The 12,504-nt window shown below is 75.0% G+C and carries 6 protein-coding genes, 4 tRNA genes and 1 pseudogene; 6 read left to right on the top strand and 5 right to left on the bottom strand.

Annotated elements, in window-relative coordinates:
* Positions 1–30: 30 nt before the first annotated feature.
* Positions 31–1,092 carry a chorismate-binding protein gene (locus ACIA8Q_RS19845; protein ID WP_360208822.1) on the bottom strand — a complete coding sequence of 354 codons (1,062 nt, stop codon included), beginning with the start codon at positions 1,090–1,092 and terminating at the stop codon, positions 31–33.
* Positions 1,093–1,401: 309 nt separating this feature from the next.
* On the opposite strand from ACIA8Q_RS19845, the gene ACIA8Q_RS19840 reads away from it, so the two are divergent.
* From ACIA8Q_RS19840 to ACIA8Q_RS19825, 4 genes are all read left to right on the top strand, one after another.
* Positions 1,402–1,474, top strand: a tRNA-Gly gene (locus tag ACIA8Q_RS19840).
* Between the two features lie 40 nt (positions 1,475–1,514).
* Positions 1,515–1,588: transfer RNA gene (locus tag ACIA8Q_RS19835), tRNA-Cys, on the top strand.
* Between the two features lie 33 nt (positions 1,589–1,621).
* Positions 1,622–1,693, top strand: a tRNA-Val gene (locus ACIA8Q_RS19830).
* Between the two features lie 41 nt (positions 1,694–1,734).
* Positions 1,735–1,806 (top strand) — tRNA-Val (locus ACIA8Q_RS19825).
* A gap of 382 nt (positions 1,807–2,188) precedes the next feature.
* On the opposite strand, the gene ACIA8Q_RS19820 is transcribed toward ACIA8Q_RS19825, so the two are convergent.
* Complete coding sequence (locus tag ACIA8Q_RS19820) at positions 2,189–2,389, bottom strand: hypothetical protein (RefSeq protein WP_360208819.1); 201 nt, start codon at positions 2,387–2,389, stop codon at positions 2,189–2,191.
* 407 nt (positions 2,390–2,796) lie between these two features.
* Between ACIA8Q_RS19820 and ACIA8Q_RS19815 the strand changes: the two are divergent.
* Positions 2,797–4,095, top strand: a pseudogene (locus ACIA8Q_RS19815) (serine/threonine-protein kinase); the annotation flags it as partial.
* 1,208 nt (positions 4,096–5,303) lie between these two features.
* Here ACIA8Q_RS19815 and ACIA8Q_RS19810 read toward each other — a convergent pair.
* On the bottom strand, positions 5,304–6,116 hold the full coding sequence (locus ACIA8Q_RS19810; RefSeq protein ID WP_360208816.1) for an RNA methyltransferase: 813 nt from the start codon (positions 6,114–6,116) through the stop codon (positions 5,304–5,306).
* Positions 6,117–6,216: 100 nt separating this feature from the next.
* Between ACIA8Q_RS19810 and ACIA8Q_RS19805 the strand changes: the two genes are divergently transcribed.
* The gene (locus ACIA8Q_RS19805; protein WP_387905879.1) at positions 6,217–8,958 is read left to right on the top strand and encodes a SpoIIE family protein phosphatase; all 2,742 of its coding nucleotides are present in this window, start codon (positions 6,217–6,219) and stop codon (positions 8,956–8,958) included.
* A 90-nt stretch (positions 8,959–9,048) separates the two neighbouring features.
* On the opposite strand, the gene cobA is transcribed toward ACIA8Q_RS19805, so the two are convergent.
* Both cobA and cobT read right to left on the bottom strand, forming a co-directional pair.
* Positions 9,049–10,296, bottom strand: a complete 1,248-nt coding sequence (gene cobA, locus ACIA8Q_RS19800; protein WP_360208811.1) for a uroporphyrinogen-III C-methyltransferase — start codon at positions 10,294–10,296, stop codon at positions 9,049–9,051.
* A gap of 111 nt (positions 10,297–10,407) precedes the next feature.
* Positions 10,408–12,504 (bottom strand): nicotinate-nucleotide--dimethylbenzimidazole phosphoribosyltransferase (gene cobT, locus ACIA8Q_RS19795; RefSeq protein ID WP_396317499.1); only part of this gene is annotated, 2,097 nt, incomplete at its 5' end.

The following is a 12,504-nucleotide window of genomic DNA, read 5'->3' as shown; positions in this document are numbered from 1 at the left end:
GGCTGCTCCTAGGGCGGGAGTCGGGGTGGCTTACGTCCCGGTCGGGTCGGTTTCGCCGCCCGACGCTATCGCGACCAGCCGAGCGGCCTTCAGTTCGGTTTCCGCCCACTCCCGGTCGGGGTCGGAGCCCCAGGTGATGCCGGCGCCGGTCCCGAAGCGCAGCACGGGGGCCGCCGGGTCGCTCCGGTCGATCCAGAAGGTGCGGATGCCGACGGCGAGCTCGCCCTCGCCGCGGTCGGCGTCCACCCAGCCGACGGCACCGCAGTAGGGGCCGCGCGGGGCGGTCTCCAGGGCCTCGATGATCCGCAGGGCGCTGGACTTGGGGGCGCCGGTGACCGATCCGGGCGGGAAGGTGGCGGCGAGCAGCTCGGGCCAGCCGGCGCCCTCGCGCAGGGTGCCCTCGACGGTGGACACCAGGTGGACCAGCCCGGGGTGCTTCTCGACGGCACAGAGGTCGGGGACGGTGACGCTGCCGGTGGCGCAGACCCGTCCGAGGTCGTTGCGGACCAGGTCCACGATCATCACGTTCTCGGCGTGGTCCTTGTCGAGGAGGTCGTCCTCGGTGCGGCCGGTGCCCTTGATCGGCCCCGAGGAGACGGTGCGGCCGGTGCGGCGCAGGTAGAGCTCGGGCGAGGCGGTGGCGATCTCGACGCCGTGCGCGGGGAGCCGGATGGTGCCCGCGTAGGGCGCGGGGTTGCCGTGGGCGAGCAGACCGGTGAGGGCGTCGACGTCGCTGAGCTCCGGGTCGGGCAGCGGCGCGGAGAGGACCCGACAGAGGTTGGCCTGGTAGACCTCGCCGGCGGCGATGTGTTCGCGTATGCGGCGCACGCCCGCGGTGTAGGCGGCCCGGTCCAGCGAGCTCTGCCAGTCACCGGCCTCCGGTCCGCGCCAGCCCGCTCCCGAGGGCGGTGCGGGGGCGGGGCGGACCTCGTCGAAGCGCGCGCAGGTCAGCCGGCCCTCGAAGTCGTAGGCGACGGCCCAGTGGCCGGTGGAGTCGAGGGCGGCCGGGTCCGAGGTGACGTCGCGCAGGCCGGTGGCCAGGCGGCCGCCGAAGCGGGCGAGCGGGGTGCGGGGGTCGATCGGGCCGGACACGGTTCTCCTGCGCGGTGGTGCTGGGCGGCGGTGCCTGAAGTGTAGGTCGGGGGCGCGGGTCCGGCCCGGGGGGCGTGAGCAGCTCCGGAGGTCGCGCGGGTGTGCGCCAGGTGGCCTGCGGATGATCGTCCGGGAGCGCCGCAGGTGGCGGCCGGTGACCGGCTCCGGGGCCCGGCCGGACCCCCCTCCGCGGGCATCCCCTCGGCACGCTGCGGGAACGGATTTTTAGCTGGCCCGGGAATCCGCTAGAGTTCAACACGTCGCCAGGGAGCGCAGCCGAAGAAAAGCGGTGAAGCCCCCGGGAGACAGGCGGACGTGGCTCAGTTGGTAGAGCATCACCTTGCCAAGGTGAGGGTCGCGAGTTCGAATCTCGTCGTCCGCTCGATGGAGAACAGTGTAAGATCGTTCTTCGTGTGTTGCCTGGTGGAGTGGCCGAGAGGCGAGGCAACGGCCTGCAAAGCCGTGTACACGGGTTCAAATCCCGTCTCCACCTCCAAGAGGACGACCGGTTCCACCGGACGACCTCCCCGCGCGATTAGCTCAGCGGGAGAGCACTACCTTGACACGGTAGGGGTCACTGGTTCAATCCCAGTATCGCGCACGTCGGGCCCTTAGGGGTCTGCTGCAGGACCGCCACACCAGGCGCGATTAGCTCAGCGGGAGAGCACTACCTTGACACGGTAGGGGTCACTGGTTCAATCCCAGTATCGCGCACAGCAACGGCCGGGGCCGTGATCCGTGAGGATCACGGCCCCGGCCTTTCGGCGTTCCCCCGGCGGTCCGATGACGTCGCGCGGCGGGGCCTCGGAAGGGGGCGTGGGTTCCCGGCGCGGCCCCTGGAGGGGGCTCGTGGGGCCGGGGCCCGGGGCTGCCCGGCCCGGGAAAAGGGAAGAGCCGCGTACGGTCGCCCTCACCGACGTCCGTACGCGGCGTCTCCGCCTGCCGGGGTGCTCTGCGCACCGCTCCTCGCCCGTCCGCGTGTCAACGCGGCCACGGCCTCCCCGGCGGCACTGCTCCCCGTCCCCAGGGGACCAGTGCCCGTTCTGTGGCCGGCCCCTGCGGGCCGGAGTGTGGTTCCCCTCGTGGGTGGTCGCTCTCAGCGCGAGATCAGGTCGGCGACGGCCTGGGCCTGGTTCGCCATCTGGTCCCAACCGCCGAACAGGATCACCAGCAGCACCGCGCAGGGCAGCGCCATGGCGAGCGCCACCGCCGGGTGCCTGGTCGGCTGCTCCGTCGACCGGGACTGGGTGAAGGCCGGCCGACGGCGGCGGGGGGTTCCCGTGAGCTGCGGTGCCATGCCCTTGCTCCTGTGATCCGATCGAGTTGGCGCGGTGGACGGCTTACCTCGGGGGACGAGCTCCCCGTCCACCGCTGACCACAACGCTATGGCTCGGGGGGCCGTTCGGGCGTCATGCCGTCGTACTGTTCCGCGGGCATCCCGGAGTATGACGCCCGGACTCGGGGCGTACTACCGGAGGGGGAGAGAGCCTTCGCCGCACCCCCGGGGGAACCCTGAGGGGCAACCCCGAGAAACGATCCGGCACCCCTGTGACCTGCGGGTCAACGCAAGATCCGACAATCGCACGGCCGCTTGAGGTGTTGCGTATCAGCACACCGCAGCAGGCAGTCCGTAAGCTGTGCCAGACAGGAACTGACGATGCCCCAACCGACGGGGCCTCACCCACGGGCTGACGGGGACGGAACATGGCGATGATGCGGCTGAGGCGTGAGGACCCCCGCATCGTCGGGCCGTACCGTCTGCACCGGCGACTCGGCGCCGGCGGCATGGGCGTCGTCTACCTCGGCTCCGACCGCCGCGGCCAGCGCGTCGCCCTCAAGCTGATCCGCGCCGAACTCGCCGAGGACCAGGAGTTCCGCACCCGCTTCGCCCGCGAGATCGCCGCCGCCTCCCGCATCCGCGGCGGCTGCACCGCCCGCGTCGTCGGCTCCGACATCGAAGCCGACCGCCCCTGGCTGGCCACCGCCTACGTGCCCGGCCCCTCGCTCTACAAGCGGGTCGGCGACGAAGGGCCGCTCAGCTGGCCGGAGGCCGCCCGGATCGGGGCCGCCCTCGCCGACGGCCTGGTCAAGGTCCACGAGGCCGGGGTCGTCCACCGCGACCTCAAACCCTCCAACATCCTCCTCTCCCCCCGCGGCCCGCGCATCATCGACTTCGGCATCGCCTGGTCCCGCGGCGCCAGCACGCTCACCCACGTCGGCACCGCCGTCGGCTCCCCCGGCTTCCTGGCACCCGAACAGGTCCGCGGCGCCGCCGTCACACCCGCCACCGACGTCTTCGCCTTCGGCGCCACCCTCGCCTACGCGCTCACCGGGGACACCCCGTTCGGATCCGGCGCCTCCTCCGAGGTCATGCTCTACCGGGTCGTCCACGAGGAACCCGACCTCTCCGCGCTACCGCCGCAGCTGGCCCCCCTCATCCGGGCCTGCCTCGCCAAGGAGGCCGCCGAGCGGCCCGGCGCCGCCGCCCTGCACGAGCGGCTCAGCGAACTCGCCGCCCGCGGCGCGGCCGCCGGTGCCCCTCGCGCCACCCGGCCCGGACCGGGCCGCGGCGCGCCGCCCGCACCCGCACCGGGGGGACCGCCCGCGCCCGACGCGGCGCGGCACGGCGTACCCGCACCCGGGCGCTCGCCCGAACCCGCGGCGGCCCGGCCCCGCGCGGCGGCGACGCGCCGCCCGCAGGGGTCCGCGGCACCGCTCCCCCGCCCCGAGCCCACCCCGGTGACCCGACGGCTGCAGGAACGCCCGCAGACCCCGCCGCCCGGCCGTCCCGGGCCCCGCGACCGGGGACGCCCCCGCGACCGCCAGCACACTCCCGCCCCCGGCGGCGGGCGCCCCGGCAGCGCCCGGCAGCGGCTGCTGCGGCAGCGGATCGTCGTCTTCGTCACCGTGACGATCGGCGTCGCCCTCGCCATCGCCGCCGCCCAGGGCTGCGAGAACCGCAGCAACCAGGGTCTGCGGCCCCCGGCCTCCCCGGCCGTCAGCGCACCGGCTGCGCCGAGCGGGTCGGCGGGTGGTTCGGTGGGCGGTTCGGTGGGCGGGACCTCCGTGGACGGGGCCGCCGCGCCACCGGCCGCCGCCCAGCCCCAGGCCACGCCGCTCGCGGCGCCGGCGGCCGTCCGGCCCGGGGAAAGCGCGCTGGCTCCCCCGCAGGGAACGGGCCCGGCCGTGGACTGGCCCAACCGCAGCTACCCCGACGGCGCCGGCGGGCCCGGCATCGCCCTGCGGGACGGCCGATCGGTCGGCGGCGGCCCGCAGGTCACCCTCAGCGCGGTACTGCCGGCCCGGTACAAGGGCTCCCCGGCGACGGTGGTCGTCCTGCGCCGGACCGAGGGCTCGGTTCCCGTGGACCTCGTCCAGCTCTTCGCCTTCAGCGGGGACACCCCGGCCGCGGCCTCCTCCCGCTCCTCCGCGGCCGACCCGCAGGCGGCGGCCGCCTGGCGGCTCGACGGCGGCACGGTCGTCCGTGACGAACGCGCGCCCGGCGGCGCCGTCACCTCCACGCGCTACACCGTCCGCGCCGACGGCACCCTGGAGGAGTCCTGGCCCGGCGCCTCCACCCCCGGCACCCCACCGCCCGCCGCCGCCCCACCCCCGCCGACCTCCCCCACCGGCTGACCCCACAACCACCCAGGAAGTCGGCCCGGCCGACTTTTCGTGCCCCGGGTGAACCCACCGGCATCGAGTCCCCCCATTACCAACCCGACTACCTCACCCAAAAGTCGGCCAGACCGACTTCCCACGCCCGAAGCAGACCCTGAAAGCATCGCCGCCCGCGAAGTCCGGCGGGGCGACTTTTCATGTGCGAGGAGAAACGCCGAAGTGCCGCGGGCACGGGCTGCAGCGATCTGCTGCCTACCGGCGCGGGAAGTCGGACGGGCCGACGTCTCGTGCTGGGGTAGTACCGGATCCACGCCGGCCGCCCAGGGCATCCCGCATGGGAAGTCGGGCGGGCGACCTTTCGTGGCCGCAGGGAGCCGCCGAAGTGCCGCGGGCACCGGACGGGGTGGGCCTGCCGTTCGGCCGGGTGGGAAGTCGGGCGGGGCGATGTCTCGTGCTGGGGGTGAAGCGCCCGGATCCGGGTCGAGCGGCTGGGGGTCTTGCGTGGGAGGTCGGGGAGGGCGACGTCCTGTACGCGAGGCGACGGCTGGGGGCTGCCGCCTGGTGGGGCGGCTTTTCGGTCGGCGGCGGGGTCAGGGGGTGGGGGCGGTGACGGCGTAGAAGGACACTGCGGCGGCGGCGCCGACGTTCAGGGAGTCGATGCCGTGCGCCATCGGGATGCGGACGGGGTGGTCGGCGGCCGCCAGGGCCGCGCGGGTCAGGCCGTCGCCCTCGGCGCCGAGCATCAGGGCGGCCCTGGGGAGCCGGTGCGGGGAGAGGGTGGCGAGGTCGACGGCGGTGTCGGCGGGGGTGAGGGCCAACAGGGTGAACCCGGCGGTGCGCACCGCGTCCAGGGCCGCGGGCCAGGGATCGAGTCGGGCGTAGGGCACCGCGAACACGGCCCCCATCGAGACCTTGACGGCGCGCCGGTAGAGCGGGTCGGCGCAGTCCGGCGAGAGCAGGACGGCGTCCATGCCGAGCGCGGCCGCGCTGCGGAAGATGGCGCCGAGGTTGGTGTGGTCGACCAGGCCCTCCAGGACGGCGACCCGGCGGGCCCCGGCGAGCAGCTCGGCGGCCTCCGGCAGCGGCTTGCGCTCCATCGAGGCGAGGGCGCCGCGGTGCACGTGGTAGCCGGTGACGGCCTCGGCGAGCCCCGGCTCGACGACGTGCACGGGGGCGTCGGCCTCGGCGATGACGTCGGCCATCACGTCCAGCCACTTGGCGGTCAGCAGCATCGACCGCATCCGGTAGCCGGCGGCGAGGGCGCGGCGGATGACCTTCTCCCCCTCGGCGATGAACAGGCCCTCGGCGGGTTCGCGCCGGCGGCGCAGTTCGACGTCGGTGAGGCCGGTGTAGTCGCCGAGGCGAGGGTCGGCGGGGTCGGTGATGGCACGGGGTTCGGACACCCTGCGATCTTGCCAAGGCGGGGCGGCGAAGGCCAAACGGCCCAAGCGGTCGGATCCGCTGGCCTTGGCTCTCCGCCAGCCATAGTGCAAATATGACCGTATGGCCCGTTTTCCGGGTCGATCCTGGGCTCCGTCGGCCTCTGGTGCTACTGGTTCCGCCGGCCCCTCCGGTGGGCGCCCATACGGTCGGCAACAGCTGCCACGCGCGAAACGGCCGTGGCCCGTCAAGCACCGGTCGGTGGCCGGGCAGGTCTTCGCGCTGCAGATCCTCGTCGTGCTGCTGCTCGTGGTGGCGGCCGCGGTGGCTCTGGTGGTGCAGTCCCGCAACGACGCGAACAACGAGGCCCGCAACCGGTCGGTGGCGGTCGCACAGACCTTCGCCAACTCGCCGGGCATCGTGGCGGCGCTGCGCTCCCCCGATCCCACCGCGATCCTGCAGCCGAAGACGCAGTCCGCGCGGGTCGCGGCGGGCGTCGACTTCATCGTCGTGCTGAACAACGACGGCATCCGGCTGACCCACCCCAACCCCGCCAGGATCGGCCAGAAGTTCATCGGCACCTACGAGCCCGCCCTCCAGGGCCAGGTGGTGACCGAGGAGGTCACCGGCACCCTCGGCCCGCTGGTCCAGGCCGTCGTCCCGGTCTACGCGCCGGACGGCTCGGTGGCCGGGATGGTCTCGGCCGGCATCACGCTGGCCAACGTGAGCACCGCGAGCGAGCGCCAGCTACCGGTGGTGCTGGGCGCCGCCGCGGGCGCGGTCGGGCTCGCCACGCTCGGCACCGCGCTGATCAGCCGGCGGCTGCGGCGGCAGACCCACGGGCTGGGCCCGGAGGAAATGACCCGCATGTACGAGCACCACGCGGCCGTGCTGCACGCGGTGCGCGAGGGCGTCATGATCGTCGGCGGCGACGGGCGGCTGATCCTCTGCAACGACGAGGCCCGGCGGCTGCTGGACCTGCCGGCGGACGCCGAGGGCCGGCCCGTCACCGAGCTGGGCCTGGAACCGGCCCCGCTGGAGCTGCTCACCGCCGACCGCCAGGTCACCGACGAGGTGGTCATGGCCGGGGAGCGGCTGCTGGCCGTGAACGTCCGGCTGACCAGTACGGCGGGCGGTCCGCAGGGCTGCGTCGCCACGCTGCGCGACTCCACCGAACTCCTCGCGCTCTCCGGCCGGGCGGAGGTCGCCCAGCGCCGGCTGCGGCTGCTCTACGACGCCGGGGTGACGGTGGGCAGCTCGCTGGACGTGACGCGCACGGCGGAGGAGCTGGCGCAGGTGGCGGTGCCGCGGTTCGCGGACTTCGTCACCGTGGACCTGGCGGAGCAGGTGCTGGCCGGCGAGGAGCCGCCGCCGGGCCCCTCGATGGGACGGATGCGGCGCGCCGCGTTCGCCGGGATCCGGGACGACGCGCCCTTCTACCCGGTGGACACCGTGCTGGACGTGGTGCCGGAGACGCCGCTGGCCGGGGCCCTGCACAGCGGCAGACCCGGGCTGGAGCCCCGGCTGGCGGACGCCCGGGACTGGCGCGAGCAGGATCCGGAGCGGTCCGCGAGGGTGCTGGCGTACGGGGTCCACTCGCTGGTGCGGGTGCCGCTGCGGGCCCGCGGGGTGCTGCTGGGGGTGGCCCGGTTCTGGCGCTCGGACCGGCCCGAGCCGTTCGAGACGGACGACGTGGCGCTGGCCGAGGAGCTGGTGTCGCACGCGGCGGTGTGCATCGACAACGCCCGCCGCTACACCCGCGAGCACGCGATGGCGGTGACCCTCCAGCACAGCCTGCTGCCGCGCAACCTGCCCGCGCAGAACGCGCTGGACGTCGCGCACCGCTACCTGCCGGCCCAGGCCGGTGTCGGCGGCGACTGGTTCGACGTGATCCCGCTGCCGGGCGCACGGGTGGCGCTGGTGGTCGGGGACGTGGTGGGGCACGGCCTGCACGCGGCGGCGACGATGGGGCGGCTGCGGACGGCGATCCACAACTTCTCGACCCTGGACCTGCCACCGGACGAACTGCTCGGGCACCTGGACGAGCTGGTCAACCGGATCGACCAGGACGAGTCCGCGAGCGGCTCGGACGCGGCGCTCGCCGGGGCGACCTGCCTCTACGCGATCTACGACCCGGTGGCGCGCCGGTGCACGATGGCCAGCGCCGGGCACCCGCCGCCGGCCGTGGTGGCCCCGGACGGCCGGGTGGTGTTCCCGGAGCTGGCCACCGGCCCGCCGCTGGGGCTGGCGGTGCTGCCGTTCGAGACCGTCGAGCTGGACCTGGCGGAGGGCAGCCGCCTGGTGCTGTACACCGACGGCCTGGTGGAGGACCGCCAACGGGACATCGACGAGGGGCTGGAGCTGCTGCGCGCGGCGCTGACCGGGCCGCCGCGCACGCCGGAGCAGACCTGCGCGGACGTGCTCGGGGCGATGCTCCCGGAGCGCCCGCTGGACGACATCGCCCTGCTGGTGGCCCGGACCAGGGGGCTGGCACCGGACCAGGTGGCGGAGTGGGAGGTGCCCTCCGACCCGGCCGCGGTGGGCGCCGTGCGGTCGTCGGTGGCGGAGCGGCTGGCGTCGTGGGGGCTGGACGAGGCGGCGTTCGTCACCGAGCTGATCCTGAGCGAGCTGGTGACCAACGCGATCCGCTACGGCTCCGGGCCGATCCGGGTGCGGCTGCTCCGGGACCGCGCGCTGATCTGCGAGGTCTCGGATGGCAGCAGCACCTCGCCGCACCTGAAGTACGCGGCGACCACGGACGAGGGCGGGCGCGGGCTGTTCCTGGTCGCCCAGTTCGCGGACCGCTGGGGGACGCGCTACACGGCGACGGGCAAGGTGATCTGGACGGAGCAGCCGCTGGAGTAGCCCGCCAGGGGCCCGGCCGCCGGTGCGGCGTCCCCGCGCGGCTCCGGGGGCGGGGCCTGACCCGTCGCCCGCCCCGGAACCGCGCGGCGCTCAGCTGCGGAAGGCCGCCGCGAGCACGTTGACCACGTCGCCGACGACGATCACCGCCGGCGGCTTGATCCGCTCCGCCTCGACCACGGCGGCGACGGTGGCCAGGGTCGCGTCCACCCGCCGCTGGGCGGCGGTGGTGCCCTCCTGGACGATCGCCACCGGGGTGTCGGCCGGGCGCCCGTGCTCCACCAGGCGGGCGGCGATCGCACCGATCTTGTCCACCGCCATCAGCAGCACCAGCGTGCCGCTCATCTGCGCGGCGGCCGCCCAGTTGGTCAGCGAGCGCTCGTCGTCCGGGCCGACGTGGCCGGAGATGACGGTGAACTCGTGCGTCATGCCCCGGTGGGTGACCGGCACGCCCGCCGCCGCCGGGACGCTGATCGAGCTGGAGATGCCGGGCACCACGGTGACCGGCAGCCCGGCCTCCGCGCAGGCCAGCAGCTCCTCGCCGCCGCGCCCGAAGACGTACGGGTCGCCGCCCTTGAGCCGGACCACGAACTTGCCGGCCTTGGCGTGCTCGACGAGCGTCCGGTTGATCGCCTCCTGGGCCATGAACCGGCCGTACGGGATCTTGGACGCGTCGATCACCTCGACGTGCTCGGGCAGCTCGGCGAGCAGCTCGCGCGGGGCCAGCCGGTCGGTGACCACCACGTCGGCGTCGGCGAGCAGCCGGCGGCCGCGCACGGTGATCAGGTCCGGGTCGCCCGGGCCGCCGCCGACCAGGGCCACGCCGGCACCGTGCGCACGGAACTGGCGGGCGGCCAGCGAGCCGTCCCGCAGGCCGTCCACGATGGCGTCGCGCAGGCCCGCCGAGTGGCGCGGGTCGCCGGTGAGCACCGCGACGGTGGCACCCGCGTCCCGGCCGCTGGCCGGCGTCCAGGCGGTGGCGGCGGAGGCGTCGTCGCTGCGGGCGCAGAACACCCGCTCGCGCTCGGCCTCGGCGCTGACCGCCCCGTTGACCTCCGGGTCGTCGGTGGCGACCAGGGCGTACCAGGCACCGGCCAGGTCGCCGTCCCGGTACGGGCGGGCGTGCCAGGTCAGCTCGCCGGCGTCGGCCATGGCCTGGACGGCAGGGGTGGTGGCCGGCGATATCAGGTGCAGGTCCGCACCCGTGGCGATCAGCGCCGGGAGCCGGCGCTGCGCGACCTGGCCGCCGCCGACCACGACCACGCGGCGGCCGGCGAGCAGCAGGCCGACCGGGTAGGGCGTGCGTCCTTCGGTGCTGGGGTGCGGGGTGGGCGCGGTCATCGGCGCTGCTCCTGGATCGGGGGTGCGGGTGTGGGGGTGGGGGTACGACGTGACGCCGCTCCGCGGACCGGCGCGCCCTCGGGCCGGTCCGCGGAGCGGTGACGGGGTGCGTCAGGCCTTCTCGGTGACCCCGGCGGAGTCGAAGGTGGCTACATCGTGCATCGCCCGGGCCGCACTCTGCACCAGCGGCAGGGCCAGCAGGGCACCGGTGCCCTCGCCGAGCCGCAGGTCCAGGTCGATCAGCGGACGCAGGCCGAGCTTCGCCAGCGCCGCCTGGTGGCCGGGTTCGGCCGAGCGGTGGCCGGCGATGCAGGCGGCCAGCACCTCGGGGGCGATCGCCTTGGCCGCCAGCGCCGCCGAGCCCGCGATGACCCCGTCCAGGACCACCGGGGTGCGCAGCGAGGCGGCGCCCAGCAGGAAGCCGGCGATCGCGGCGTGCTCCAGTCCGCCGACGGCGGCGAGGACGCCGATCGGGTCCGCCGGGTCGGGCTGGTGCAGGGCCAGCGCGGCGCGGATGACCTCGATCTTGCGGGCGTGGGTCTCGTCGTCGATGCCGGTGCCGCGGCCGGTGACCTCGGCCGGGTCCAGGCCGGTGAAGACCGAGATCAGGGCGGCCGAGGCGGTGGTGTTGGCGATCCCCATGTCGCCGGTGACCAGCGCCTTGTTACCGGCGGCTACCAGGTCGCGGGCGGTCTCGATGCCGACCTCGACGGCCTGCAGGACCTCCTCGCGGGTCATCGCCGGGCCCTGGGTCATGTCGGCCGTACCGGGCCGGACCTTGCGCGGCAGCAGACCGGTGGTGCGGCCCTGCTGGATGGCGTCCGGCAGCTCGGCGGCCACGCCGACGTCGACCACGCAGACCTCGGTGCCGATCTGCTTGGCGAAGGAGTTGATCACCGCTCCCCCGGCCAGGAAGTTGCCGACCATCTGGGCGGTCACCTCCTGCGGCCAGGGGGTGACGCCCTGGGCGTGCACGCCGTGGTCCGCGGCGAAGATCGCCACGCAGGCGGGCTCCGGGATCGGCGGCGGGCACTTGCGGGACAGCCCGGACAGCTGCGCGGAGATGATCTCCAGCATGCCGAGCGATCCGGCCGGCTTGGTCATCCGCTTCTGGCGGTCCCAGGCCTCGCCGAGCGCCTTGGCGTCCAGCGGGCGGATCCCGCGCAGCGTCTCGGCGAGCAGGCTCTGCGGCTCCTCGCCCGGCAGGGCGCGGTTGCCGTACTGCTCCTCGTGGACGACCCAGGACAGCGGGCGCTTCTTCGCCCAGCCCTGCTGCTCCAGCTCGGGCTCGTCCGGGAAGCTGTCGACGAAGCCGACGCAGAGGTAGGCGACGACCTCCAGGTGCTCGGGCAGACCGAGCTCGCGGACCAGCTCCTCGTCGTCGAAGAAGCTCACCCAGCCGACGCCCAGGCCCTCGGCGCGGGCGGCCAGCCAGAGGTTCTCGACGGCCAGGGCGGCCGAGTACGGGGCCATCTGGGGCTGGGTGTGCCGGCCCAGCGTGTGCCGGCCGCCGCGGGTGCGGTCGGCGGTCACCACGATGTTGACCGGCGTGTCGAGGATGGCCTCGATCTTGATTTCCTTGAACTGCTTGGCCCGGCCCTTGGGCAGCGAGTCCGCGTACGCCTCGCGCTGGCGCTCGGCCAGGGCGTGCATCCGGCGACGGGTCTTCGCCGAACGGATCACCACGAAGTCCCAGGGCTGGGAGTAGCCGACGCTGGGCGCGGTGTGGGCCGCCTCCAGGACGCGGATCAGCACCTCGTGCGGGATCGCGTCCGGGCGGAAGCCGTTGCGGATGTCACGGCGCTCGCGGATCACCTGGTGGACGGCCTCGCGGCCGGCCTCGTCGAAGCCGGGGGCGGCCGGGCCGCGCGGCTCGGCGGGCTCCTCGACGGCCGCCTCGGCCGCGGGCTGCTCCTCCGGCTGCTCGGCGGACTGGCCGGCGGGCTGCTCGGGCGCCCCGGCGTCGGCGGCCACGGCCTCCGCCGCGGCGGCCTCGGCGGCGGGCGCCTCGGTCGCCGGCGCCTCCACGGCCTCCACGGCCTGCTGGGGCTGCTCGGCCTGCTCGGCGGCCGGGGCCGCCTCCTGACCGGCCTCCGCCGTGGTGGGCACCTCGGCCTCGACGGCGGGCTCGGCGGCGGGTTCGGCAGCGACCTCGGCCACGGCCTCGGGGGCCTGCTCCACGACCGCCTCGGCGACGGGCTGCGCCTC

Source organism: Kitasatospora sp. NPDC051705 (genome assembly GCF_044453265.1).
Classification (GTDB): Bacteria; Actinomycetota; Actinomycetes; order Streptomycetales; family Streptomycetaceae; genus Kitasatospora.
This window is presented reverse-complemented; position numbering and strand designations above follow the sequence as displayed.

Coding starts and splice junctions, on each gene's coding strand:
- ACIA8Q_RS19820 (WP_360208819.1), bottom strand. CDS start 2,389: ATGGCACCGCAGCTCACGGGAACCCCCCGCCGCCGTCGGCCGGCCTTC.
- ACIA8Q_RS19805 (WP_387905879.1), top strand. CDS start 6,217: ATGGCCCGTTTTCCGGGTCGATCCTGGGCTCCGTCGGCCTCTGGTGCT.
- cobA (WP_360208811.1), bottom strand. CDS start 10,296: ATGACCGCGCCCACCCCGCACCCCAGCACCGAAGGACGCACGCCCTAC.